Source organism: Cellulomonas sp. NPDC055163 (genome assembly GCF_053607065.1).
In genome coordinates this window covers 444,546-470,012 of sequence record NZ_JBSGSU010000003.1, presented here as the reverse complement: position 1 = coordinate 470,012, position 25,467 = coordinate 444,546, and the positions used below count along the sequence as shown (strand labels likewise).

Annotated in this window: 22 protein-coding genes; 8 read left to right on the top strand and 14 right to left on the bottom strand. The window is 75.0% G+C overall.

Translation table 11 applies throughout. The features are described 5' to 3' along the window. The first annotated feature begins 33 nt into the window (after positions 1-33). Positions 34-486, top strand: coding sequence for a hypothetical protein (locus ACWFNE_RS08375; RefSeq protein WP_452121959.1), 453 nt, complete (start codon positions 34-36; stop codon positions 484-486). A gap of 288 nt (positions 487-774) precedes the next feature. On the opposite strand, the gene ACWFNE_RS08370 is transcribed toward ACWFNE_RS08375, so the two are convergent. The 8 genes from ACWFNE_RS08370 to ACWFNE_RS08335 all read right to left on the bottom strand — a co-directional run bounded on the left by ACWFNE_RS08370 (position 775) and on the right by ACWFNE_RS08335 (position 8,298). Further along, positions 775-1,371, bottom strand: a complete 597-nt coding sequence (locus tag ACWFNE_RS08370; protein WP_452121958.1) for an RNA polymerase sigma factor — start codon at positions 1,369-1,371, stop codon at positions 775-777. A 101-nt stretch (positions 1,372-1,472) separates the two neighbouring features. Beyond that, positions 1,473-1,871: an OsmC family protein gene (locus tag ACWFNE_RS08365; RefSeq protein ID WP_452121957.1), complete on the bottom strand. Its 399-nt coding sequence runs from the start codon at positions 1,869-1,871 to the stop codon at positions 1,473-1,475. 103 nt (positions 1,872-1,974) lie between these two features. Next, the gene (locus ACWFNE_RS08360; protein ID WP_452121956.1) at positions 1,975-2,127 is read right to left on the bottom strand and encodes a hypothetical protein; all 153 of its coding nucleotides are present in this window, start codon (positions 2,125-2,127) and stop codon (positions 1,975-1,977) included. Continuing rightward, a complete protein-coding gene (locus ACWFNE_RS08355) occupies positions 2,124-2,777 on the bottom strand; it encodes a DsbA family oxidoreductase (protein WP_452121955.1) in 654 nt (217 codons plus the stop codon). Before ACWFNE_RS08355 ends, ACWFNE_RS08360 begins: the two co-directional genes overlap by 4 nt. 141 nt (positions 2,778-2,918) lie before the next feature. Beyond that, positions 2,919-3,590 (bottom strand): thymidine kinase, encoded by a 672-nt coding sequence (locus ACWFNE_RS08350; protein WP_452121954.1) that lies wholly within the window; start codon positions 3,588-3,590, stop codon positions 2,919-2,921. Between the two features lie 72 nt (positions 3,591-3,662). Beyond that, positions 3,663-4,937, bottom strand: coding sequence for an alkaline phosphatase family protein (locus tag ACWFNE_RS08345; RefSeq protein ID WP_452121953.1), 1,275 nt, complete (start codon positions 4,935-4,937; stop codon positions 3,663-3,665). After that, complete coding sequence (locus tag ACWFNE_RS08340; protein ID WP_452121952.1) at positions 4,934-5,509, bottom strand: DUF5998 family protein; 576 nt, start codon at positions 5,507-5,509, stop codon at positions 4,934-4,936. Before ACWFNE_RS08340 ends, ACWFNE_RS08345 begins: the two co-directional genes overlap by 4 nt. A 41-nt stretch (positions 5,510-5,550) precedes the next feature. Continuing rightward, entirely contained in the window at positions 5,551-8,298 is a 2,748-nt protein-coding gene (locus tag ACWFNE_RS08335; RefSeq protein WP_452121951.1) for a GNAT family N-acetyltransferase, read from the bottom strand. A gap of 243 nt (positions 8,299-8,541) precedes the next feature. On the opposite strand from ACWFNE_RS08335, the gene ACWFNE_RS08330 reads away from it, so the two are divergent. Continuing rightward, positions 8,542-11,013 carry a DNA gyrase/topoisomerase IV subunit A gene (locus ACWFNE_RS08330; RefSeq protein ID WP_452121950.1) on the top strand — a complete coding sequence of 824 codons (2,472 nt, stop codon included), beginning with the start codon at positions 8,542-8,544 and terminating at the stop codon, positions 11,011-11,013. A gap of 113 nt (positions 11,014-11,126) precedes the next feature. On the opposite strand, the gene ACWFNE_RS08325 is transcribed toward ACWFNE_RS08330, so the two are convergent. Both ACWFNE_RS08325 and ACWFNE_RS08320 read right to left on the bottom strand, forming a co-directional pair. Continuing rightward, positions 11,127-12,158, bottom strand: a complete 1,032-nt coding sequence (locus tag ACWFNE_RS08325; protein WP_452121949.1) for a GNAT family N-acetyltransferase — start codon at positions 12,156-12,158, stop codon at positions 11,127-11,129. Positions 12,159-12,347: 189 nt separating this feature from the next. After that, positions 12,348-14,474 (bottom strand): DNA gyrase/topoisomerase IV subunit B, encoded by a 2,127-nt coding sequence (locus ACWFNE_RS08320; protein ID WP_452121948.1) that lies wholly within the window; start codon positions 14,472-14,474, stop codon positions 12,348-12,350. Positions 14,475-14,638: 164 nt separating this feature from the next. Between ACWFNE_RS08320 and ACWFNE_RS08315 the strand changes: the two genes are divergently transcribed. Next, entirely contained in the window at positions 14,639-14,866 is a 228-nt protein-coding gene (locus tag ACWFNE_RS08315) for a DUF7455 domain-containing protein (RefSeq protein ID WP_258723523.1), read from the top strand. Between the two features lie 262 nt (positions 14,867-15,128). Next, positions 15,129-16,025, top strand: coding sequence for an NAD(P)H-binding protein (locus tag ACWFNE_RS08310; protein ID WP_452121947.1), 897 nt, complete (start codon positions 15,129-15,131; stop codon positions 16,023-16,025). A gap of 162 nt (positions 16,026-16,187) precedes the next feature. Here ACWFNE_RS08310 and ACWFNE_RS08305 read toward each other — a convergent pair whose 3' ends face one another. The 3 genes from ACWFNE_RS08305 to ACWFNE_RS08295 all read right to left on the bottom strand — a co-directional run bounded on the left by ACWFNE_RS08305 (position 16,188) and on the right by ACWFNE_RS08295 (position 19,613). Then, positions 16,188-17,684, bottom strand: coding sequence for an RNA polymerase sigma factor (locus ACWFNE_RS08305; protein WP_452121946.1), 1,497 nt, complete (start codon positions 17,682-17,684; stop codon positions 16,188-16,190). Between the two features lie 306 nt (positions 17,685-17,990). Next, positions 17,991-18,389: a universal stress protein gene (locus ACWFNE_RS08300; protein ID WP_452121945.1), complete on the bottom strand. Its 399-nt coding sequence runs from the start codon at positions 18,387-18,389 to the stop codon at positions 17,991-17,993. Positions 18,390-18,485: 96 nt separating this feature from the next. Further along, entirely contained in the window at positions 18,486-19,613 is a 1,128-nt protein-coding gene (locus ACWFNE_RS08295) for a DUF4192 domain-containing protein (RefSeq protein WP_452121944.1), read from the bottom strand. A gap of 138 nt (positions 19,614-19,751) precedes the next feature. Between ACWFNE_RS08295 and ACWFNE_RS08290 the strand changes: the two genes are divergently transcribed. Further along, the gene (locus ACWFNE_RS08290; RefSeq protein ID WP_452121943.1) at positions 19,752-20,309 is read left to right on the top strand and encodes a hypothetical protein; all 558 of its coding nucleotides are present in this window, start codon (positions 19,752-19,754) and stop codon (positions 20,307-20,309) included. A gap of 19 nt (positions 20,310-20,328) precedes the next feature. After that, positions 20,329-21,447 (top strand): polyprenyl synthetase family protein, encoded by a 1,119-nt coding sequence (locus ACWFNE_RS08285; protein ID WP_452121942.1) that lies wholly within the window; start codon positions 20,329-20,331, stop codon positions 21,445-21,447. A gap of 42 nt (positions 21,448-21,489) precedes the next feature. Here ACWFNE_RS08285 and ACWFNE_RS08280 read toward each other — a convergent pair whose 3' ends face one another. Next, complete coding sequence (locus ACWFNE_RS08280) at positions 21,490-21,909, bottom strand: Rv2175c family DNA-binding protein (protein ID WP_452121941.1); 420 nt, start codon at positions 21,907-21,909, stop codon at positions 21,490-21,492. Positions 21,910-22,070: 161 nt separating this feature from the next. Here ACWFNE_RS08280 and ACWFNE_RS08275 point away from each other — a divergent pair, with 161 nt between their 5' ends. Both ACWFNE_RS08275 and pknB read left to right on the top strand, forming a co-directional pair. Continuing rightward, positions 22,071-23,312, top strand: a complete 1,242-nt coding sequence (locus ACWFNE_RS08275) for a LysM peptidoglycan-binding domain-containing protein (protein WP_452121940.1) — start codon at positions 22,071-22,073, stop codon at positions 23,310-23,312. A 48-nt stretch (positions 23,313-23,360) separates the two neighbouring features. Then, complete coding sequence (gene pknB, locus ACWFNE_RS08270) at positions 23,361-25,373, top strand: Stk1 family PASTA domain-containing Ser/Thr kinase (protein WP_452121939.1); 2,013 nt, start codon at positions 23,361-23,363, stop codon at positions 25,371-25,373. Positions 25,374-25,467: the final 94 nt, after the last annotated feature.

The window sequence follows — 25,467 nt, the reverse complement described above, 5'->3', positions numbered from 1 at the left end:
GCGGGCCCCGCGGACGAGGGGACGGTGACGGTCATGACGCAGCCACGATGGACCGACGACGACGAGCTCCTGGCCGACCTGCGGGACGCGCTCGGCGCGGGTGCCCCGGTGGACGACCGCACGCTCGACGCCGGCCGGGCCGCCTGGACGTGGCGGACCGTCGACGCCGAGCTCGCGACGCTGAGCTACGACTCGCTGCTCGACGACCGTGTGCTGGTGCGGGGGCCGGTGAGCGCGCCGCGCAGCCTCGTGTTCGACGCCCCGGCCCTCACGATCGAGGTCGAGGTCACCGCGGGGCGGGTCGTGGGCCAGCTCGTGCCGCCCGGACCCGGCGCGGTGGTGCTGGAGACGGAGTCCGCGCAGGAGGCGCCCGTCGCCACGGACGACGCGGGGTGCTTCACCCTCGCCGCGGCCCCGGGCGCGCTCGTCCGCCTGCGGTGCACGACGCCGTCGACGACCGTCGTGACCGACTGGGTCCGCACCTGACCTGAGCTCGGGCGCACCGTCCGACCGTCGCCGCAGCACGTCCCGCGGGGCCCGCACAGCGACTCACACGAAGCGCCAGAGGTGGTCGTTGGTGCCGCAGTCGTGGACATGTCGGTGACGCCGAGGACGCGCCCTCCGGCGGCCTGGATGCGGAAGGCGTCGCCCGCGGTGTACCGCAGCCGCCACTGCTGGGGGTTCGGCTCGTCCGGGGTGTGAACCGTTTCGAACCGACCTGTGAGACGGGGTGGGAACGTCGAGCGTCACCGCGGCAGCTCTGCCCGCACCCGGCTAGCCCGCGCGCGACGCGGCGGCGATCCACGCCGCCACGGCCGGGATCTCCCGGATGCGCTGCAGCGCGCGTGCCCGCGTCGGCCCGATGCTGCCGATCGGGAGGCCGAGCCGGGCGCTGATCTCCGCGTAGCTGGGCGGGGGGTCCTCCACGAGGACGAGGAGCAGCTTCCGGTGCTGCTCGGACAGCTCGGCGAACGCCCGCAGCAGCAGCTCGTGCCGCCCCGCCTGCTCCAGCTCCTCGACGACCTCGTCGTCGAGGCGCGCGGTCGCCGGCGGCTCGTGGTCGATCCCGGGGCCGAGGGGGTCCACGGGCTGCGTGCGCCGGCGTGTGCGCAGCAGCCGCAGGCACTCGTTGCGGGCGGTCGCGACGATCCAGCCGGGCAGCGCAGCCGGCTCGCGCAGGTCGTCGAGGTGCTCGACGAGGCGCAGCCAGAGCGTCTGCACGACGTCCTCGACGTCCGAGCCCTGCAGCCGGTAGCGGCGCACGATGCCGTGCACGAGCGGCGTGAACCGCACCACGAGGTCGTCCCAGGCGGACTGCTGGCCCCCACGCGCGGCGAGGACGAGCTGCTCGACGGAGACGTCGTCGGCCATGGCCTGCCTCCCGGTCGCCGGCGAGGACGGTACCGGCACCACGTCGCGCCGGGTCCTCCCGAGGCTACGCCGGTGCGCCGCCGGGGTGGTCGACGCGCCGGTCAGGCGGTCCGCAGCGTCAGCCGGTCCCCCGCGAGCGCCTTGGTGAACGGGCACAGCGCGGCCGCCTGCTCGAGCACGCGGTCCGCGCTCTCGGCCGGCAGACCGGACACCTCGAGCACGAACGACGACGTGTAGCCGGAGCCGTCGCCCGACTCCAGGGTGACCGTCGCGTCGACGTGCGCGTCGACCGCGGACGCACCCTGCGAGCTCGCCGCGACCTGGAGCGCCTGGTGCAGGCAGCCCGCGAGCGCCGCAGCCATGAGGTGCTCGGGCGACGTCGCCCCGCCCGACCCGTCGGCGTCCCCCGCGACGGCCAGGCCGACGTCGAGGCTGCCGTCGGGCGTGCTGACCCGGCTCGCCGATGCGGTGGCGCGTGCCTCGTGGACCTGCTGGCTCATGGTGCTCTCGCTCTCGTCGTCGTTCGCGGTGCCCCTACTGTCACCAGGGTCGGCTCGGCGTGCATCTCGGGGAGGGGCGCCGGCGGGACGAGCGACGCGTCGGTCAGGCGCGGGGAGCCCGGGCCTGCCCGGCGGGCGGGACCGCGCAGACGCCGTCGACGCACGCCCCGGCGTCGTCGTCACCGAGCGGCACGAGCGCGTGGCCCGCGAGGACCGGCAGCGGGACCGGGCGGTGGGCGGGCGACGGGTCCGTCATCGAGCGACCGCCCGCTCGTCGCGCACGCGCTCGAGCGCGGAGAGGAACACGTCGGGGCTCTGCGCGCCCGACACGGCGTAGCGGCCGTCGACGACGAAGAACGGGACGCCGCGGACCCCGATCTCCTGCGCGGCCGCGATGTCCTGCTGGACGGCGTCGGCGTACCGGCCCGTCTCGAGGGCGGCCCGGGTCTCGTCCGCGTCGAGGCCGACCTCGGCAGCGAGCGCCACGAGCTCGTCGACGCGCCCGACGTGCCGGCCCTCCTCGAAGTACGCCTGGAACAGCCGCTCGACGAGCGCGCCCTGGCGGTCGAGGACACGCGCGTGGTGGATCGCCTGGTGCGCCAGGAGCGTCTTGGTGTGCCGCAGCGCGTCGAAGTCGTACGCGAGGCCCTCGCCCGCGGCGAGCTCGGTCATCTGCGCGAGCATCTGCTCGACCTGCGCGGCCGGCAGCCCCTTGTGGCCCGCGAGGAAGTCGACCTCCGTCCCCTCGAAGTCGACGGGCGTGTCGGGGGCGAGCTCGAACGCGTGGTACTCGACGAGCACCTCGCCGTCGAACTGCTCGATCGCCGTCTCGAGGCGCCGCTTGCCGATGTAGCACCACGGGCAGGCGATGTCGGACCAGACGTGGACGGTCACAGGAGTGCTCACGCACGTCGTCAACGCCGGGCGCGCGCCGCTATTCCCGCCCGCCGCGATCCCGTCCGGTCCGGTCCGATCCGGTACAGCACCCGTCCGGTGCGGCGGTCGCTCGTCGCCCGTCCGGCGCCGCGCGACGGCCGCAGTCGCCGGTCAGGCGCGCGCGGCAGGGGCGTCGTCCGCCAGCACCCCGAGCGTCTGCGGCGACGGGGACGCCGCGCGTGCGGACACCGCGGTGAGCCGGTGGCGGTGGTGGCGCCGGCACAGCACCTCGTACCCGACCGTGTCGGCGTCGGCCTCGACGTCCCCGACGACGACCTGCTCCCCCTCGACGACCATGACGCCGCCGACGGTCCGGGCGTTGTGCGTCGCGCGCGCACCGCACCAGCACAGCGCACGCACCTGCAGCACCTCGACGCGGTCCGCGAGCTCGACGAGCCGCGCGGAGCCGGGGAACAGGCGCGTCCGGAAGTCGGTCGTGATGCCGAACGCGAAGACGTCGACGTCGAGCTCGTCGACGACCGCCGCGAGCTGGTCGACCTGCTCGGCGGTGTAGAACTGGGCCTCGTCGCAGATCAGGTAGTCGACGGCCCGGCCGCGCGTGCGCCGCGCGACGACCTCGGCCCAGAAGTCGGTGGTGTCCGCGACCTCGTGCGCGTCGACGCTGAGCCCGAGCCGCGACGACAGCCGCGCGGCGCCGGCCCGGTCGTTGCGCGTGAACAGCACGCCGTCACGCCCACGGGCCTCGTGGTTGTGGTGCATCTGCAGGGCGAGGGTCGACTTGCCGCAGTCCATGGTCCCGGAGAAGAACGCGAGCTCAGCCACGGACCGGCCCGCCCACGCCCGGCCCGTGCGCGCCGGCCCGGTGCGTGCCCGCCCCGCGCACGCTTGCCCTGTTCACGCGTGCACCGCGAGGAAGGGCACGACGACCTCGTGCGGGGTGAGCGACCCGTGCACACCCACGAGCTCGAGCGAGCCGGGGCTCTGCGTCCGCGAGTCCACGACCGTCGCCCGGCCGGCCATCGCGACGACGACGTCCCCGATGAGCGGGCGCACGTGCTCCGCGACGTCCCCGAACCACCCGGCGGCGATCGCGTCCGCCCCGGTCACGACGACCGCCGCGGGTCCGAGCGTCTCCCGCCAGCGCCCGACGACCCGGCGTGCGCGGGCGGCGACCTCGTCCGGCCCGGGGTCCTCCCCCGGCTGCGTCACGTGCAGGTGCAGCGCGCGCGGCTCCCCGGCGACGACCACGACACCGTCCGCGAGCGCGGGCGTCGCCGCGACGTCCCAGCGCCGGACGGGGTCGACGTCGACCATCCCGTGGTCCGCAGTGACGTACAGCGACGTGCCGCGCGGGAGCGACCGGGCGAGGCGGGCGATCTCGCTGTCGACCGCGCTCAGCTCGTCACCCCACTGGCTCGACCCCCAGCCGTGGTGGTGCCCGGCCTTGTCGAGGTCGCCCCAGTACAGGTAGACGAGCGACCTGCCGACGAGCTCGGCCGCGGCCGCATCGACGCGGTCCGGCAGCGACTCGGCGCCGAGGTACCGCGCGCCGCGCAGCGCCGCCTCGGTGAGCCCGGACCCCGCGAACCGCGCCGGTCCCACGCTCGTGACCTCGATGTCGTCGTCCGCGAGCTGCTCGAAGACGGTGGGCTCGCGCTGCCACGCGTGCGGGTCGGCCCCGTCGTTCCAGGACACCATGTTCGCGAGCGCACCGGTGCCAGGCACCCGCACGCTGTAGCCGACGAGTCCGTGCCGGCCCGCGGGGGTCCCCGTGCCGAACGACGCGATCGACGCCGCGGTCGTCGACGGGAAGCCCGAGCGCAGCGCGGGCGAGCCCTGCAGCAGCGAGCGCAGGAACGGCGCGTGGCCCGCGCGCTCGCTCAGGTTGTGCCGGCCCAGCCCGTCGACCAGCACGACGCACGCCCGGCGCGCGTTCGGCAGCCCGAGCCGGCCCCGCGAGTCGGCGGCGCCACGCACGTCGCGGGCACCGAGCGCGGCCGCGACAGCGGGCAGCACGGCACCGAGGTGGCGGCCCGGGAACGCGGGGACGAGCAGCCCGGCGGTCGACAGCGCCGCGCCGACCTCGGCGGCGGGGTCGACGGGTGCGCCCGGTGCGGGCGCGTCGGCGGGCGTCGCGCCCGTCAGGGGCGACGAGGACGGCTCGGTCATCGCGGGCGCGAGGTCGCGGCGGACAGCGCGCGGGCGAACGTCGACGCCGCGCGCACGGCGCCGGCGCCCTCGGCGACGGCCGAGACGCGCACGACGACGTCGTCGGGCGTGAGCGTGCCCGTGAGCCCGTGGTCGGCCTCGCAGCCCGCGTCCCCGCACGTCGCGGGCTCGAGGTCGACGCGCGAGACGGCGCCCCAGCCGATCGCGAGCGTGAGCTCGGACGCCGCGTCGCCGGTGCGGTGCTTCTCGGGCTTCGCGACGACGTGCGTCAGCGCGACCGACCGCAGCTCGGCGAGCGGGACCGACTCGGTCGTGGCGGACGCGCTCGCCGACGGGTTCTCGCTGTCCGCCGGGTGGTCGTCGACGTGCGCGACGACGAGCCGTGACGGCGTCAGGACGAGCACCGTGACGTGCCGACGCACCTCGGCGTCGTCGAACGTCGTCTCGGGGTGGACCAGGTGAGCCAGGACCGGCTCGTCGGCGAGCGCGACGTCGAGCACGTCGGCGACGAGGTCCGGGTAGTACCCGGCCCGGTGGAGGTCGTGGCGGAGTTCGGTGAACGCGGCGGGCACGGGTCCATCCTCCCATCCCGCGCGCCCCCGCCGGCGCGGCGTCACGTCGGGAGGGCTCGCCGCGATCCGTCGGCGCGGTCCGCCGTCCCGAGCTGGGCCCGCGCACCGAGCACCGTCACGCCGCGCTCCGCGACGACGACGGGGTTGAGCTCGAGGCTGCGGAGCTCGGGCAGGTCGTCCGCGAGCACGGACAGCCGCGCGATGACGTCCTCGAGCGCGTCGACGTCGAGCGGCGGCAGCCCGCGGTACCCGAAGAGGCGAGGGGCGGCGCGGGCTGCCCGGACGAGCTCGGCGACGTCGACGTCCGTGAGCGGCGGGACGGCGTAGCTGATGTCCCCGAGCAGGTCCGACGCGTCGCCCGAGAGCCCGAAGCTGAGGACCGGCCCGAACAGCGGGTCCTCGACCGACCGCACGACGCACGCGGCACCGAGCGGCGCCATGCGCTGCACCTCGAGCGGCGCGCGCCCGGGCTCGAGCGGGTGCCCCTGCGCGAGCGCGAGCACCTGCTCGACGTCGGCGCGCAGCTCGGCGTCGTCGTGCACGTCGAGCCGGACCCCGCCGAGGTCCGCGCGGTGCCGCAGGGCGGGCACGGTCGTCTTGAGCGCGACGGGCCAGCCGATCCGGTGCGCGGCCTCGACCGCCTCGTCGGGCGTGGCGACCGGGACCGACTCGAGCACCGCGATGCCGGCGCACCCCAGGAGCTCGGCGGTCTCGGCGGGGCTGAGGTCCACCACGTCCCCGGGGGTCACGCCCGCGAGCCTCGCGAGGACCAGGCGACGGGCCCGGCGGGTGTCGACCCCGGCCGGCTGCACCGGGCTCCCGCGGTCCGCCGAGCGCCACGCCGAGTAGCGCTCCGCCTGGCCGAGCGCGAGGACCGCGTCCTCGGGGGTCGTGTAGGCGGGGATCGTCCAGCGCCGCCCGTCGTCGTCCTCGGCGGTCAGGTCGTCCGTCGCGCCGTGCAGCCCGAGCATGCAGGCGACCGTGGTGCGCCCCGAGCCGGCCGCGACGGCGGCCAGTGCGCGCGAGACCCGCACCTGCGAGTGCCCGACGGTCGGCACGTGCACCGCAACGACGACGTCCACGGCGGGGTCCTCGTAGAGGCGCGCGAGCGTCGAGGCGAGCGCCTCGTCCTCGGCGTCCTCCCGCACGATCGCGGCCTTGCCGCCGACGACGAGACCGACCGCGGCGGCGGCCTCCGCGACGAGCGCGGCCATGGGCGCGGAGCTCGCGACGATCGCGACACGCCGGCCGGTGGGCAGCGGCTGGAGAGCGAGCACCTGTGCGACCTCGAGCATCTGGTGGGTGTTCTCGACCCGGATGACGCCCGCCTGGCGCATGACCTCCTCGAGCGTGCGCCGCGGGGCTCGCGTCGCACGCACCGCGTGCCCCGGCGGGACGACCTGCCCCGACCGTCCCGCGGTCACGACGACGACCGGCTTGACCGCTGCGAGCCGCCGGGCGACGCGTGAGAACTTGCGCGGGTTGCCGATGGACTCGAGGTAGAGACCCACGACCTCGGTCGCGTCGTCGTCGCGCCAGAACTGCATGAGGTCGTTGCCCGAGACGTCGGCCCGGTGCCCGGCGGACACGAAGTGCGCGAGCCCGAGGCGGCGCCGGCGCACCGAGCCGAGCAGCGCCACGGCCATGGGCGCCGACTGGCAGAACAGCCCGATCGTCCCCGGCGGCGGCGGGTCGGCGGCCAGGGACGCGTTGAGCACCCGGCCCCCCGTCGACGAGAGCACGCCGTACGAGCTGGGCCCGACGACGCGCATCCCCGCCGCGTGCGCGGTGCGCAGCAGGGCCCGCTGCAGCGCCAGGCCCTCCGGACCGGTCTCCGCGAACCCGTCGGAGAGGATGACGACGCCGCGGACCTGCAGCCGCGCGAGCGCCCGGACGGCGGCCACGGCCTCGGCCGCCGGCACCGCGACGACCGCGAGCTCGACCGGACCCGGCACGGACGCGACGTCGGGCCAGTGCTGCGTCGTGACCCCCGACGCGCGGGCGTCGGGGTCGGCCGGCTGCGCGACGACGTGCAGCTCCAGGTCGCCGTCGGCGCCGGCCTCGAGGTCCGCGACGACGCGGCGCGCGAGCAGGTCGTCCATCGAGCCCCGCGGGACGTCCGGGGAGCCGACGACGACGACCGAGCGCGCCGAGAGCAGCCCCTGCACGCTGCGGGCCTCCGCGCGGTGCTCACGGTCGGCCATGACCGCGAGCGAGCGCCCGGTCGGGTCGATGTCGAACTCGACGGTCACGACACCGTCCTCGAGCGACTGCCGGACCACGTACCCGGCTTCGCGGAACACCGCGATCATGCGCCCGTTCTGTGGCAGCACCTCGGCGGTGAAGCGCCGGACCCCGCGCTCGCGGGCGGCTGCGGCGAGGTGCTCGAGCAGCACGGACCCGAGCCCGCGCCCGTGGTGCGCGTCCGCGATGTTGAACGCGACCTCCGCGACGTCGGGCGCGATGCGGTCGTACCGTGCGACGCCGATGATCTCCTCGTCCGCGGTCACGGCGACGAGCGCGACCCGGTCGGCGTGGTCGACGACGGTGAACCGAGCGAGGTCCCGGTCCGAGAGGCGGTCGAGGTTGGCGAAGAACCGCAGGTAGATCGAGCGCTCGGACTGCGCGACGTGGAACGCCTGCAGCGCCTCGGCGTCGGTGGGCCGGATCGGGCGCACGTGCGTCGTCGACCCGTCCCGCAGGACGACGTCGGCCTCCCAGCCGGCCGGGTACGCCGGCGCGGGCACGGGGGACGTCCCGGCCCCGTCGCCGTCGATCACCTCAGCCATGCCGTCCAGGCTAGTGCGCCCGTGCGCGGCCACACGGCGGGTCGGCGGGGTCGGCGGGTCGGACCGCGGCGCGCGACCGTGTCCGACCCGCGTGCCATGGTTCGTGCACGCCGCCCGACGCGCGACAATGGCCGCGCCGCACGCACGCCTGCGCGTCGTCACCCACGACCCGCACGACCCGTACCGCCCCGCACAGCCCGCAGCACCCGCCCGTCCGCACGTCCCCCGAGGAGCCGCTCACCTATGGCGCGACGCAACGCGACCCCCGACGTCCCGCCCGAGGACGTCGTCGAGCGGATCGTCGACATCGACGTCGCGGCCGAGATGGAGGGCTCGTTCCTCGAGTACGCCTACTCGGTCATCTACTCGCGGGCCCTGCCCGACGCCCGCGACGGCCTCAAGCCCGTGCAGCGCCGGATCCTCTACCAGATGTCGGACATGGGCCTGCGCCCGGACCGCCCGTACGTGAAGTCGGCGCGCGTCGTCGGCGAGGTCATGGGCAAGCTGCACCCGCACGGCGACACCGCGATCTACGACGCGATGGTCCGCATGGCCCAGCCGTTCTCGCTGCGCCTGCCGCTCGTCGACGGCCACGGGAACTTCGGTTCGCTCGACGACGGTCCGGCTGCGCCCCGGTACACCGAGGCCCGCCTCGCCCCCGCGGCGGCGGCCATGACGACCGGGCTCGACGAGGACGTCGTCGACTTCGTGCCGAACTACGACAACAAGCTCACGCAGCCCGAGGTCCTCCCGGCCGCCATCCCGAACCTGCTGGTCAACGGCGCGAGCGGCATCGCGGTCGGCATGGCGACGAACATGGCCCCGCACAACCTCGTCGAGGTCGTCGCCGCCGCACGTCACCTCGTCGCGCACCCCGACGCGACGCTCGACGACCTCATGCGCTTCGTGCCCGGGCCCGACCTGCCCTCGGGCGGCAAGGTCGTCGGCCTCGACGGCGTGCGCGACGCGTACCGCACGGGCCGCGGGGCGTTCCGCACGCGGGCGACCGCGCGCATCGAGAACGTCACGGCGAAGCGCAAGGGCATCGTCATCACGGAGCTGCCGTACACGGTCGGTCCCGAGAAGGTCATCGAGAAAATAAAGGAGGGCGTGCAGTCCAAGAAGCTCTCCGGGATCTCGAACGCGGTCGACCTCACCGACCGCCAGCACGGCCTGCGGCTCGTGATCGAGGTCAAGACCGGGTTCAACCCCGAGGCGGTCCTCGAGCAGCTCTACCGGTACACCCCGCTCGAGGACTCGTACTCGATCAACAACGTCGCGCTCGTCGACGGCCAGCCACGCACGCTCGGGCTGCGCGAGCTGCTCCAGGTGTGGGTCGCGCACCGCATCGACGTCGTGCGCCGCCGGACGACGTTCCGCCTCGCCCGTCGCCGCGAGCGCCTGCACCTCGTCGAGGGCCTGCTCATCGCGATCCTCGACATCGACGAGGTCATCCAGCTCATCCGCACGTCCGACGACGCCGACACCGCGCGCACCCGGCTGCGCGACGTGTTCGACCTGTCGGAGCCGCAGGCCGAGTACATCCTCGAGCTGCGCCTGCGCCGCCTCACGAAGTTCTCGCGCATCGAGCTCGAGAAGGAGCAGGAGCAGCTCCAGCGCGAGATCGCCGACCTGGAGACGATCCTGGCCGACGAGGAGCGCCTGCGCGGCGTGGTGTCCGAGGAGATGGCCGACGTCGCCGCGACCTACGGCACGCCGCGCCGCACGGTGCTCCTCGAGTCGGCCGGCGGCACCAGCGTCACCGGCGCTGCCGCGGCGTCCCGCTCGGCGACGCCGCTCGAGATCGAGGACTCGCCGTGCTGGGCGCTGCTGTCCGCGACCGGTCTCCTCGCGCGCACGACCGGTCCGGACGCGCCGCTGCGCGCCGAGGCCGGGTCCCGCCGCGCGAAGCACGACGTGCTGCGCGGTGCCGTCGCGACGACGGCGCGCGCCGAGGTGGGTGCGGTAACCTCACGCGGCCGGCTCGTGCGCGTCTCGGTGCTGCACCTGCCCTCGCTCCCGCCGACCGACGGTGCACCGACCCTCTCGGGCGGGGTCCCGCTCGCGGAGGTCGTGACGCTCGAGGCCGGCGAGCGGGTCGTCGGGCTCGCCTCGCTCGCGCCCGACGCGCCGACCCTCGCGCTCGGCACCGCACAGGGCGTCGTCAAGCGCGTCTCCCCCGGCGACGTCCCCGGCAACAAGGACGCGTGGGAGGTCATCGCCCTCAAGCAGCTCGACGAGGTCGTGGGCTGCGCCGAGGTGACCGACGCCGACGAGCTCGTGCTTGTCGCGTCCGACGCGTCACTGCTCCATTTCACGGCCTCGTCCGTGCGTCCGCAGGGCCGCTCGGCGGGTGGCATGGCCGGGATCAAGCTCGCGGCCGGTCAGCGCGTCGTGCACTTCGGCGCCGTGCGCCCGGGTGTCGAGGCGGCCGTCGTCACCATCGCCGGTACGGCGAGCGCCCTGCCCGGCACGCAGCCGGGCTCGGTCAAGACGACGCCGTTCGACGTCTACCCGGGCAAGGGCCGCGCGACCGGCGGGGTCCGTGCGCACCGCTTCCTCAAGGGCGAGGACACGCTGCTCCTCGCCTGGGTCGGGCCGGTGCCGCCGCACGCCACGACGTCCGCGGGCCAGCCCGTCGAGCTGCCGGCCGTCGACCCGCGCCGCGACGGGTCGGGGCTCCCGCTCGCCGCGCCGGTCCACGCCCTCGGCTGACGCCCGGGGCAGGGCCGCGCCCTCGGCTGACGCCCGGGGCAGGGCCGCGCCCTCGGCTGACGCGCCGCGCAGGGCCCGGTGCGGGTCTCCCGACCCGGCCTGCCCGGCCGCGGTCAGACCTCGATCGACCACATCGACGAGCCCTGGAACACCTCGTACCCGAGGCTCGCGTAGAGCCCGTGCGCGCCCGACGGGTTCTCGGTGTCGACGCCGAGCTCCGCGTAGTGCATGCCGTCCGCGGCGTACGCGCGCATCGCCGCCGTCAGCAGGGCCACGCCGAGCCCGCGCCCGCGCCACGCCCGCCGCACCCCCAACAGCTCGGTGTAGCCGGACGGGTACCCGGCGACGGCCCAGTCCTGCTCGTACCGGCCTGAGAGCAGGTAGCCCGCGACCTCCCCGGTCGTGTCGTCGACCGCGAGGAAGCTCCACGACGGCGCGAACATGCTCCGGCCGTGGCTCCACGCCTCGGCGCTGCGCGGCTGGCTGCCCCAGTGGTCCGCGAAGGCCTCGTTGTGCGCCACGCGCGTCGCCTCGTCGCGCTCGGGCGACCAGGGCACGATCTGCACACCGTCGACGTGCGGTACGCCGGGCACCCCGTCGCGCAGCGGGCGACGCATCTCCGAGTAGTAGCGGATCGGCGCGAAGCCGGCCCGCGCGTAGACGCGGGAGGCGTCCGGTGCGGCGTCCTCGAGGTAGGCGGCGAGCCGGCCCGGGACGTCCTTCCCCGACTCGGCGAGCAGCTGCCGCCCCCGACCGTCGAGCCAGGCGACCACCGCGCGGCCGACCCCGCGACCACGCCATGCGGGATGCACGCCACCGAGCAGGAACGCCCGCACGAGCGACTCGTCGCCCGGGGCCGTCGTGGCCTGCGCGTACGCCCGCATAGCGCCGTCGGCGTCCAGGCCGACGAGGGTGTCCCGCGCGTGGTCCTTCCAGTCACCCTCGAACATCTCGACGACCTCCTCGAGGGAGCGCCGGAACGGCAGGGCGTCGGCCGCCTCGATCGCGGCGACGAGGTCGAACAGCGCGGGTGCGTCGTCCGGTTCCAGCGCACGCCACGCGAGGCCGAGCTCGGCGGGCGGTAGCGGGGGCTGCACGGGGGCAGCGGCACGGACGGCGATCGGGGCGAGGGACACGGTGCTCACCGCACCACGATGCCGGTGATGCGGCACGACGGGCAAGGCGATTGATCGGGCCCCGGCGGAGGCGCCGGAGCCCTGCCCACACCGCGAGCCGCGCTCAGGCCGCGACCTGCTCGGCGTGAGGACACGAGCGTCGCCCCCGTTCGGCTCGGAACAGACGGTCCACCGCCGTCGCCGCACCCGCCCGGTGCCTCACGCGTCGATGCGGCTCCGGTCGAGCTCGTCGGCACCGGCGATGATGAAGTCCTTGCGCGGCGCGACGTCGGACCCCATGAGCAGCTCGAAGACCTGCTCGGCCCGCTGCGCGCCCTCGACCGTGACCCGTCGCAGCGTGCGGTGGCGGGGGTCCATCGTCGTCTCCGCGAGCTGGTCGGCGTCCATCTCGCCGAGGCCCTTGTAACGCTGGATGTCGTCCTTGTACCGGCGCCCCGCCCGGTCGAGCTTCTTGAGCGTCGTGGCGAGCTCGGCCTCGGAGTACGTGTAGAGGTACTCCCCCTTGCGGCTGCCGGCGCCGAGGGTCTCGATGCGGTGCAGCGGCGGGACGGCGGCGAAGACCCGGCCGGCCTCGACGAGCGGGCGCATGTACCGGAAGAAGAGGGTGAGCAGGAGGGTGCGGATGTGCGCGCCGTCGACGTCGGCGTCCGTCATGAGGACGACCTTGCCGTAGCGCGCCGCCTCGAGGTCGAACGTCCGCCCGGAGCCGGCGCCGAGCACCTGGATGATCGCCGCGCACTCCGCGTTCTTCAGCATGTCGGTGATCGAGGCCTTCTGGACGTTCAGGATCTTCCCGCGGATGGGCAGGAGGGCCTGGAAGTCCGAGCTCCGCGCGAGCTTCGCGGTGCCGAGCGCGCTGTCGCCCTCGACGATGAAGAGCTCGCTGCGGGCGACGTCGTCGCTGCGGCAGTCCGCGAGCTTCGCGGGCAGCGAGGACGACTCGAGCGCGTTCTTGCGGCGCGAGATCTCTTTCTGCTTGCGCGCGGAGAGCCGGGCCCGCATCTCCCCGACGACCTTGTCGAGCAGCAGCGCCGAGTGCGCCTTGTGCTCGCGCTTCGTCGACGTGAAGATCGCGCCGAGCTCGGCGTCGATCACCTTGGCGACGATGCCGCGCACCGGGGCGGTCCCGAGGACCTCCTTGGTCTGGCCCTCGAACTGCGGCTCGGCGAGCCGGACCGTGAGGACGGCCGTGAGCCCCGCGAGCACGTCCTCCTTCTCGATGCGCTCGCTCGTGTCGCGCGTCGAGATCTTGAGCCGGCGCGCGTTCGCCTCGACCTGCTTGCGCAGGGTCCGCAGGAGCGCGGTCTCGAAGCCCGCGAGGTGCGAGCCGCCCTTCGGGGTCGCGATGATGTTGACGAAGGTGCGGACCTCGGTCTCGTACCCCGTGCCCCAGCGCAGCGCGACGTCGACCTCGCACCGTCGCTCGACCTCCTGCGGGCTCATGTGGCCCCGGCCGTCGAGCACGGGGACGGTCTCCGTGAACGTCCCCTCGCCGGTCAGGTGCCAGACGTCCGTCACCGGCGCGTCGGGCGCGAGGTGCTCGACGAAGTCGACCGTCCCTCCGGCGTGCAGGAACGTCTCCTCGTGCGGCCCGTGCTCGCCGGGCGTGCCGGGGACCCGGCGCTCGTCGCGCACCGTGATCGCGAGGCCGGGCACGAGGAAGCTCGTCTGGCGGGCACGCGTGACGAGCTCGTCGTAGGAGAACACCGCGCTCGTGGGGAACACCTGACGGTCGGCCCAGTACCGCACGCGGGTCCCGGTGCGCCCGCGCGGCGCCTTGCCCACCACGGCGAGCTCGGACCCCGACACGAACGGCTCGAACGGCGCGTCCGGGCTCGGCGCACCGGTGTCCGCGAACGTCCCGGGCTCACCGCGGTGGAAGGTCATCCGGTGCGTCTTGCTCCCCCGGTCGACCTCGACGTCGAGGCGTGCGGAGAGCGCGTTGACCACGGATGCGCCGACACCGTGCAGGCCGCCCGACGCCGCGTAGGAGCCGCCGCCGAACTTGCCGCCCGCGTGCAGCTTGGTGAAGACGACCTCGACGCCCGTGAGACCCGTCTTGGGCTCGACGTCCACGGGGATGCCGCGGCCGTTGTCCCGGACCTCGACCGAGCTGTCGGCGTGCAGGACGATCTCGATCCGGTCACCGTGACCGCCGAGGGCCTCGTCGACGGAGTTGTCGATGATCTCCCACAGGCAGTGCATGAGCCCGCGCGAGTCGGTCGACCCGATGTACATGCCGGGGCGCTTGCGCACCGCCTCGAGCCCTTCGAGGACCGAGAGGTGGCGCGCCGTGTAGCTGGACTCCGCGGATGCTGTCGACACGAGGCCCGATCGTAACCGTCGGCGCCCACACCGGCCGCACGCCGGGCCGCCGACGCTGCTCGTTCCGGGACATCTGGGGCGTTCCCGGACCGGTCGTGTACGCGGGGAGCGAACCACCCGCCCTGGAGGGGAAGTTTCCCGGGTGCGGATGGTTGTATGTCTATGTGACTGGGACGACGACCGAACCGCTGACCGTAGCCGACCGCTGCGACCGCTGTGGCGCGCAGGCCTACGTCCGTGTGCTGCTTCCCGTGGGCGAGCTGCTCTTCTGCGCGCACCACTACCGGGCGCACGCGCCGAAGTTCGCCGATGTGGCGACCCACGTGCAGGACGAGACCGACCGCCTTCTTGCCGAGCATGGAGCAGGTGCAGGAGCAGCAGCCGCGCGCTGACCTCGACCCTCGAGAGGGCGCCGACCGGGACCTCCCCGGGCGGCGCCCTCTCGTCATTCCTGCGGCGGCTCCGCCCTGCCCGACGAGCGAACGGTGCCCGCGACCTCGTCGTCGCCGACGAGGCTCTCGTGCGCGACGTCGGGCCGGCTCGGCGGTCGTCCTGAGCAGCGCCTCAGCCCTCCCCCGGCGGGCCTGTCCCGGCGATGTCGGCGCCCCGCGAGACGATCGTGCGGAACGCAGCCGTCGACGAGAGGCGCGACCGATGACGATCGTCGTGACGACCCCCACGGGACGCGTGGGATCACGCGTGACCGCGCTGCTGGCCCAGGCCGGTGAGCGCCCGCGACTCCTCCTGCGCGACCGCACGCGGCTCGAGCCCCGGCTCCTGACACTGTGCGACGCGGTCGAGCTCGACCTCGGCGACGCGGACGCCGTCGCACGCGCGAGCACCGGCGCGGACGCCCTCTACTGGGTCGACCCGCCGACGCCCGACGACGACCCGGTCGCGGGTCACGAGCGGATGGGCACCGCGGCGGCCCACGCGGTGCGGGCGAACCGCATCCCGCGCGTCGTGCTGCAGAGCAGCGTCGGGGCCGAGGCCCGGCACGGCTTCGGCGACATCGACGGGCTCGGCCGCACGGAGGAGCTCCTCGACGCGACGGGCGCGCACGTGACCCACCTGCGCTGCGGGTACTTCTTCACGAACCTGCTGATGGATCTCGACCAGCTCCGGTCCGGGAGCCTCACGACGACGCTGCCGACGGACCAGCGGATCCCCTGGGTCGACCCGCGCGACATCGGCGACGTCGCCGCGGCGCGCCTTCTCTCCACCTCGTGGACCGGGCGCACGACGCGGGGCGTGCACGGGCCGGCCGACCTGTCGTTCGACGACGTCGCGCGCATCCTCACCGACGTCACAGGTCACCCGGTCGTCGCGACGCACGTCTCCGACGACCAGGTGGCGGGTGAGCTGCGCGGGTTCGGCCTCACCGAGGCGCAGGTCGACGCCGTCGTGGGGATGTCCCGCGGTCTGCGCGGCGACTTCGTCCCGGAGGACGGCCGCTCGGCGCTCACGACGACACCGACGACGCTGGAGTCCTGGGCGCAGGAGCACCTCAGGCCGCTCCTCGGACGGGACGGGGACACCGCCGACCGGTGAGCCGTGCACGGCAGACCGCGAGACACGGGCGGCAGACCTGACCGCGCGCGTGCGCCGGAGCGCCGCAGACCTCCGCGCGCGTGCGCCGGAGCGCCGGAGACGAACGCGCGAAGGCCCGGTGCATGAGCACCGGGCCTTCGTGACGTGCGGGGTCCCGCAGCCTCAGTCGAGGTAGTCGCGCAGCACCTGCGAGCGCGACGGGTGACGCAGCTTCGACATCGTCTTCGACTCGATCTGCCGGATCCGCTCGCGCGTGACCCCGTAGACCTTGCCGATCTCGTCGAGGGTCTTCGGCTGGCCGTCAGTGAGGCCGAAGCGCATCGAGACCACGCCGGCCTCGCGCTCGGAGAGCGTGTCGAGGACCTGGTGGAGCTGCTCCTGCAGGAGCGTGAAGCTCACCGCGTCCGCCGGGACGACGGCCTCGGAGTCCTCGATGAGGTCACCGAACTCGCTGTCGCCGTCCTCGCCGAGCGGGGTGTGCAGCGAGATCGGCTCGCGGCCGTACTTCTGGACCTCGACGACCTTCTCGGGCGTCATGTCCAGCTCCTTGGCGAGCTCCTCGGGAGTGGGCTCGCGGCCCAGGTCCTGGAGCATCTGCCGCTGGACGCGGGCGAGCTTGTTGATGACCTCGACCATGTGCACGGGGATGCGGATCGTGCGGGCCTGGTCGGCCATCGCGCGGGTGATGGCCTGGCGGATCCACCACGTCGCGTACGTCGAGAACTTGTAGCCCTTGGTGTAGTCGAACTTCTCGACCGCACGGATGAGGCCCAGGTTGCCCTCCTGGATCAGGTCCAGGAAGAGCATGCCGCGACCCGTGTACCGCTTGGCGAGCGACACCACGAGGCGCAGGTTGGCCTCGAGCAGGTGGTTCTTGGCACGGCGGCCGTCGGACGCGATCCACTCGAGCTCGCGCCGCAGCTTGGGCTCCATGGTGATGCCCGCGTTGAGCCGCTCCTCCGCGAACAGGCCGGCCTCGATGCGCTTGGCGAGCTCGACCTCCTGCTCGGCGTTCAGCAGCGCGACCTTGCCGATCTGCTTGAGGTAGTCCTTGACCGGGTCGGCCGTCGCGCCAGCGGTCACGACCTGCTGGGCGGGGGCGTCGTCGTCGTCGGCGTCCGAGTAGACGAAGCCGACGCTCTCCTCGGTCGCCTCGTCGGCGGCCGCAGCGGGCTTCGCCGGCTTCTCGGCGTCCTCCTCGAGCTCGCCGGCGGCGGCCTCGACCTCGACGACCGCGGGCTCGACGTCCTCGATCTCCACGTCCTCGAGCTCGACCTCGTCCTCGGCGACCTCGCCGTCGGGCTTGGTGGACTTCGGGGCGGCGACCTTGGCGGACGCGACCTTGGCACCAGCGGCCGCCTTGGCTGCGGCCGGTGCCTTGGGAGCGGTCTTCGCGCGGGCGGGCTTGCGAGCGGCGGGGGCCTCGGCGGAACCGTCGGCGACGACGGCCTTGGCGGCGGGGCGCGTCTTCGCGCTCGTGGCAGCGACGGCGCGCGCTGCGGGGACGGGCTCCTCGACGGCGATCCCCGCGGTCGCGAGACCGCGGACGACGGCCTTCAGACGCTTGGCGTCCTGGACCTGGGCCTGCTCGCAGGCCGCGCGCAGGGCGACCGCGTCGACGCTTCCGTGGGTCCGGCCACGACGGACGAGCTCCTGCATGGCGGGATGCTCGAACTCACGCGGGAGTGCGGGGTGCGAAGGCTGGAGCGACACAAACGACCTTTCGGCAGCGAGAGACCCGGATCAGATCGGCGGGTGCTCCCATATTGTACCGGCCGCTCCTCGGCACAGCGGGCCGAGGGGGCCGTTCGGGTCAGCGTGGACGAGGTCCCGGCGCAGACGGCGCGAGGACGCGACGCTCGAGGATCGCGCGCGGACCCGGTGCCCGCCGCTCTCTCGAGACTGACCACGGTGACAACGTGCGGGCCGGGGGAATGATTCCCGCGGCCGTGCGCGCCCGGCGCGTCAGCTCGCGGCGGGCTTCACCGCGAGCACGGGGCACGGGGAGTCGAGCAGGATGCGCTGCGCGTTCGCGCCGAGGATGAGCTTGCCGACGGGGCTGCGGCGCCGCAGTCCGATGACGATGAGCCCGGCCCCGACCTCCTCGGCCGTGCCGATGAGGTCCTCCGCGACGTCACGGCCACGAGCCAGCACGCGGACGTCGTGCTCGATGCCGCGCGTCGTCAGCTCGGACCGGACCGCGTCGAGCGCCGCCTGGGTCTCCTGGCGGTGCTCGTCGGTCTCGTCGCCACGCTCGCTCACGACCACGACGAGCGACTCGCCGCGCCGCTCGGCCTCGCTCGACGCCGTCTCGAGCGCCGCACGCCCCTCGGGGGTTGCCAGGTACCCGACCACGATGCCCATCGGTCCTCCGCTCTCGACGCACTGACGTCCTGCCCCTGCTGTGACGCTACCGGAGCGTGGGCCCGGCGACTAACGCACCCCGGACGACGGGCCTGGTCAACCCGCGCGTCGGACCCAACCCGGGGGCATCGCTACCGCGAGCGTCCGGTCGAGGATCCGGGCCAGCCGGTGGTCCGGGTCGTCCTCCAGCGCGCGCTCGAGGAGCAGCCCCGCGCGGGCACCGTCCGCCTGCCACCAGGCGAGCAGGGCCAGCAGGGTGCAGGCCGGTGCCTGGGCGTCGCGCCGACCGTGCCCGACGACGCGCTCGAGCACCGTCGCGTGGGCGGCGGTGAGCGCCGCCGGTGGGACGACGCCGCGTCGCTGGTCGACGATCCCGGCGACCGCCTCGCCGACGAGCGCGTCGGTCGCGCCGGGCGCCTCACGCAGCGACCGTTCGGGGAGGTCCGGCGGGCCCGGCACCATGCTCACGAGCACCGCGTCACGCACGCGCGTGTCGGCGAGGGCGACGTCGAGGCGGCCCAGCGCCGGCGCTCCTGTGGACGGCGCTCCCGCGAGCGCAGCGGAGACCTCGTCCCGCCACGCCGCGAGCGACGCGAGGCGCCATGCCGTGAGCGCTGCCGGACCGCCCGCGACAGCCTGGTCATGGCGCCTGCGCCAGCGTGCGGCGACCCGTGCCACCGACCGGCGCGCGTCACCGCCCGCGGAGGGGATGCGGGCGACGTCGGCCCGGCAGTCGGCGACGGCGGACCCGGCGAGCACGAGCTGAGCCCCGACGGCGGTCGACTCGAGGTCGCGCAGCGCCCGGCCCCCGGGCGGGCAGCAGCCGGGGTCGTCGCAGTCGAGCGCGAGGTAGCCGTCGGCCGTCACGACCCAGACCGCGACGTCGGACAACCCGGCGGCCGCCGCCTCCCGGAAGTGCTCCGCGGCGGCCCGCGCGGCCGGCGGGCTGCCGGCACTGCGCGGGTCGTGCGCGGTGTAGAGGACGAGCACCGCGCGCTCGGCACCGTCCGCCCCGAGGTGCGCGACGAGACCGCGCGCGACCTGGGGGCCGTGCACCACGTCGCCCAGGTCGGGGAGGTCGACGCGCGCGACCAGCCCGATCCGCCCGCGGGGTGGTCGCAGGCTGACCGCGACGGCACTCTCGTGCGGCCGGAACCCCAGCTGGTGCGGGAGGTAGGCGAGCATCTCCCGGGGCTCGCTGACCCGGATCGTCGTCGTGTCCATGTCCGTACCCAAGCGAACCCGGGCACGCGTGGGAGGGTGTGCTCCGGGCACTGTGGACCGCGCGTCGAGCCACGGACCCTGGGGTCGCGCGACGACGCGCACGCCGCGCTGACCGGGGACGTTCGTTACGGTGTGCGCGTGCTCCGCCCCTCCCCCGCCCGACGTGCGTGCACGGCGCTCGTGTCGACCGTCGTCGCCGCGAGCGCGCTCGCCGGGTGCACGGCGGACGCCCTCACCCCGGCGCCCGGCGCCACCGGCACGGCCACCAGCACGGCCGGGAGCGACGCCGCCGCCGGGTCGACCCCGTCGCCGACCGAGCCGCTGCTGACCGCCGGACCCGACACCGCGTCCGCGGTCGGTCGCCTCGTCGACGGCTTCCCGACCGACCTCGTGACGGTGCCCGCCGACGCAGAGGTCCTCGTGTCGTCGGCCCGGCCTCCGGACGCCGCGGGTCTGCGCGAGATCAGCCTGAACCTGCGCAGCCCGCAGGACGCCGCTGCGCTGCTCGACGGGGTCCGCGCGACGGTGCTGGCCGCCGGCTTCGCCGAGACGACGGGCGCGGCCGCCGAGCCAGGGCTCGCGGCGCAGGCGACGTTCAGCCGCAGCGAGGGCCAGGAGATCGTCATCGTGGGTGTGCTCGACCGGGACGGGGTGCGCACGCTCACGCTCGGCGGACGGGTGCGCACCGCCCCGTGAGCGCACCTAGGCTGCCCGCGTGACCTCCTCCCCCGCACTCGTCGACGTCGAGGACGTCCGCAGCCGCGTCGACGCCGCGCTCCGGCTCCACGTCGAGGACCTCCGCCCGAGCCTCGCCGCCTCGAGCGCCGACGCGGACCGCCTCGCCGGCGCCGTCGAGCAGATGCTCGGCGGCGGCAAGCGGCTGCGCGCCGCCTTCTGCTACTGGTCCTGGCGCGCGCACGGCGGCGTGCCCGGCACGGCGCGCGAGCAGGTCGTCGTGCAGGTCGGCGCGGCGCTCGAGCTCTTCCAGGCGGCCGCGCTCTTCCACGACGACGTCATGGACGACTCGGACACCCGGCGCGGGCTGCCCGCGGCGCACCGCACGTTCGCGGCGCTGCACGAGGACGCGGCCTGGTCCGGGGACGCCCGTCGCTTCGGCGAGTCGGCCGCGATCCTGCTCGGTGACCTCGCTCTCGTCCGCAGCGAGCACGTGTTCTCGCGGGCGCTCGACCCCGAGCCGGCGGTGCTGCGCTCCCGCGTGCGCGAGGTGTTCGACGTGATGCGCACCGAGGTCACCGTCGGCCAGTACCTCGACGTGCTGGCCCAGGCGCTCCCCTGGGGCGAGGACCCGGAGGCCGACGAGCACCGCGCGCGCGAGGTCATCCGGTCCAAGTCGGCGCGCTACAGCGTCGAGCACCCGATCGTGCTGGGTGCTGCGCTCGCGGAGGCCGACGACGACGCGCTCGCGGCGTGCCGGTCCGTGGGGCTGCCGCTGGGCGAGGCCTTCCAGCTCCGTGACGACCTGCTCGGCGTCTTCGGCGACCCCGCGACGACGGGGAAGCCTGCCGGCGACGACCTGCGCGAGGGCAAGCGCACCGTCCTCGTCGCCCGTGCGATGGCCCGTGCGCTCGCGTCGGGGGACGCCGGGACGGCCGCCCGGCTCCGGTCCGAGCTCGGGGTCCGTGACCTGTCCGACGAGCACGTCGCCGCCCTGGCCGCCGCGATCGCCCGCACCGGCGCGCCCGGCGACGTCGAGCGGCTCATCGACGAGCTCGCCCGCGGTGCGTTCGACGCGCTCGACCGGCTCCCGCTGCACGAGCCGGGCCGGACCTACCTCGTCCGGCTCGCGCACGCGGCGGTCGACCGGCACGCCTGAGCGCCAGCCCTGCGCCCCGGGCCCCGTGCCCGGGCCGGCGTCTCAGAGCAGCGCCTGGGCCTGACGGCGGACCGCGGTCTTGTGGCCCGTGCGCAGCGCCTCGATCGGCGTCGCACCGAGCGACTCGTCGTGCGTGAAGAGCCAGGCGATGGCGCCCTCGTCGTCGAACCCGGCGTCGGACAGCAGCGTGAACGTGCCCTGCAGCGCGGCGAGCACCGTCCAGTCCGCGGCGTCCGGTCCGGCGGCCTCGCGCGAGGGTGCGGACGGGTTCGCGAGGTGGCTCGGCACCAGGAACGCCTCGGGGACCGACAGGACGCGCGGGTCGCCGCGGCGGACGGCCGCGAGACGGTCCTCCTGGAGCAGCCGGCGGACCTTGCCCACGTCGAGCCCCAGGCGGTCCGCGACGTCGGGAAGGGTCAGCCAGGAGCCGACGAGCTGGTCGAGCGGTGTGGATTCAGTCACCGCCACAGGGTACGCACCCTGCAGATCACCCGTATGCGCGGAAATGACAATGCCGTAATTCCGGCACGGCGCTTTCGCGCCTGCATTCCCTGCGTTACGTTCGCATCACGTCACACGAGTCACATCCGCACCATCCATCACATCTGCCACACGAGGTCGACATGACGCAGCACGCCACCGCCCCGTCCGCCGCGCCGCACCCGCGCACGGCCGGCACGCGGCCCCGCCCGCAGCGCATCGACCCCCAGCTCGTGCGCCGCGTCGGCACCGGGACGGGCGCGACGCTCGTGCTCGCCGCCGCCGCGGTCGCCGCGTCCGCCAGCGCCGCGCACGCCGACGAGCAGTACACCGTCCGCAGCGGCGACACCGTGAGCCACATCGCGACGCGCACCGGGACGACCGTCGCCGCGCTGGCCCGCGCGAACGCGCTCGCCGACGCCTCGCACATCCGCATCGGGCAGAAGCTCGTCATCCCGACCGGCGCCACGGCCGCCGCGCCCGCCCCGGCGGCGGCGCCTGCCGCTGCCGCCCCGGCCGGCGCCACGCACACGGTCGCGCGCGGCGAGACGGTCTCGCACGTCGCGAAGCGCTACGGCACCACGGTGGCCGCGATCGTGAGCGCGAACGGCCTCGACGCGCGGGCGTTCGTCCGCGCCGGGCAGACGCTCACGATCCCCGGTGCCGCGCAGGCCGCGCCCGCTCCGGCAGCCCCCGCCGCCGCCCCCGCCGCCGCGGCTGCGACCCACACGGTCGGGTCCGGCGAGACGGTCTCCAGCATCGCGAAGCGCTACGGCACCACGGTCCAGGCGATCGTCGGCGCGAACGGCCTCGACACGCGCGCGTTCATCCGCGTCGGGCAGAAGCTCGCCGTCCCCGGCGCGGCGGCACCCGCGGCAGCACCCGCCCCCGCCGCGCAGCTCGTCGGGAACACCTTCGCGGGGCGGACCTACGCGAGCCCGGTCGTGGCCGCCGCCAACGCGAACAAGGCCACGCTGCTCGCGTCCGGGGTCCCCTCGAAGGCCGAGATGCAGGCGAAGGTCGCCGCGACCGCGCGCTCGATGGGCGTGGACGCCGCGCTCGCGCAGGCCGTCGCCTTCCAGGAGTCAGGCTTCAACCACACGTCGGTGTCCCCCGCGAACGCGATCGGCACCATGCAGGTCATCCCGACGTCCGGGGAGTGGGCCTCGCAGCTCGTCGGGCGCAGGCTCGACCTGCTGAACCCGGACGACAACGTCGTCGCGGGCGTCGCCATCCTCCGCTCGCTCGTGCGGACGAGCCCCGACCTGCCCACCGCGATCGCGGGGTACTACCAGGGCGCGTCGTCGGTGCAGCGCAACGGCATGTACGCCGACACGCGGCGCTACGTCGCGAACGTGCAGACCCACATGACGCGCTTCCGCTGAGGCGCCGCCTCCACGGTGTGAGGCCGCGGCGACCGTAGACTCACCCGCGTGGGAGCCACCGTCACCGATCCGCTCGTGGGCCGCCTGGTCGACGGGCGGTACGAGGTCGTCTCCCGGATCGCCCGCGGCGGGATGGCCACCGTGTACCTCGCGGTCGACCGGCGCCTCGACCGCGACGTCGCGCTCAAGGTCATGCACCCGCACCTCGCCGAGGGCGGCGCCGGCTCGGACTTCGTCGCACGCTTCCGCCGGGAGGCCCGCGCCGCGGCCCGCCTCACGCACCCCGGGCTCGTCGGCGTGCTCGACCAGGGCGTCGACGGCGAGACGAGCTACCTCACGATGGAGTACGTCGACGGGACCAACCTGCGCCGCCACCTGGCCGAGCGCGGCGCGCTGACCGTCGGCGACGCGCTCGGGATCCTCGAGCGCGTGCTCGACGCCCTCGGTGCCGCGCACCGCGTCGGCCTCGTGCACCGGGACATCAAGCCCGAGAACGTCCTCATCGCCGTCGACGGCCGCGTCAAGCTCGCCGACTTCGGGCTCGCGCGCGCGGTGACCGAGGTGACCTCGACGACGACGGGCACGGTCCTCGGGACCGTGGCCTACCTGGCGCCTGAGCTCGTGACCCGCGGCGCGAGCGACGCGCGCACCGACGTGTACGCCGCCGGGATCCTGCTCTACGAGATGCTCACGGGCCGGCAGCCGTTCACCGGCGAGACGCCGATCCAGGTCGCGTTCCAGCACGTGAACTCGGACGTGCCACCGCCCTCGGACCTGGTCCGCTGGCTGCCCGTCGAGGTCGACGAGCTCGTCACCGCGCTGGCGGCGCGCGAGCCCGAGGACCGTCCGGTCGACGCGTCCGCGGCGCTCGAGCAGCTGCGCCGGACGCGCGCGACCCTCGACGGGCCCACGCTCGCCCGAGCCGCCGAGGTCCCACCCACGATCACCCTGCCGAGCGCGACGGACCCGCGGCCCGCGGAGGACGACGGGCTCCCGACGAGCGCGACGTCCGCGGGGCTCGACGCCGCACGGCGCCAGGACGAGACGACCCGGCTCGACGTCGCCGAGGCCGGCCGCACCGTGGCCCTCCCGATCGGGACCGGGCTGAGCCGCGCCGCGGTGTCGACCCGGCACGACGGCCCGCCCGCCGGCGCGGGCCGGCCCACCGGCCGGCGCCGGAGGTGGCTGGTCGTCACCGCGTTGCTCGTGGTGCTCGCCGCCGCCGGCGCGTGGTGGTACATGACGTCCGGCCCCGGCGCCTACACGCGCGTCCCGGAGCTCATGAGCCTCACGCGCGAGGAGGCGCTCGCGACGCTCGGCGACCACGGGCTCGAGGGAGCGCCGGTCGACGCGTTCGACAGCGTCGCGCCGGTCGGCACCGTGTTCGCGAGCGACCCGGCCGTCGGCGACCGGATCCGCAAGGACGGCACCGTGACGATCTCCGTGTCCAAGGGCCCGGACCTCGTCGCCGTGCCCGAGGGGATCGTCGGGGCGATGCAGGCCGACGCGCAGGCCGCGCTCGAGGCCGCCGGTCTCGTCGCCGAGTACGCCCCGGGCGAGGACCACCACGACGACAGCGCCCCGCTCGGCTCCGTTCTCTCGGCCTCGGCCGAGCCCGGCCACCAGGTCGAGCGCGGGTCCTCGGTCGTGCTCACGCTGTCCGACGGGCCCGCCCCGGTGACGATCTTCTCGGTCGTCGGCGCGAGCGAGGACGAGGCCACCAGCCAGCTCACGGACGCGGGGCTGAAGCCCGAGGCGGTCCCCGCGTGGTCCGACACCGCACCCGCGGGCCAGGTGATCGCCCAGGACCCGAAGGCCGGGACCGCCGGGCACCGGACCGACGCGGTCACGATCACGGTGTCGCAGGGCCCGGAGCCCATCGCGGTCCCCGACCTCACCGGCAAGCAGTTCACCGAGGCCGAGGCGGCGCTCAAGGCCCTCGGCTTCGCCGTGAAGCGGGAGAACGTGCTCGGCGGCATCTTCGGGACCGTGCGCTCGCAGAGCACCCCCGCCGGCGAGAAGGTCCCCAAGGGCAGCACCATCACCCTGACCGTCGTCTGACCCTGACGCCCGCCGCCCGACCACGGCCCGATCGCACCGCAGACGCCGCACCGCGGCTGCCCCCGCGCACGAGAACGGCGCGTGACCCGTCGGG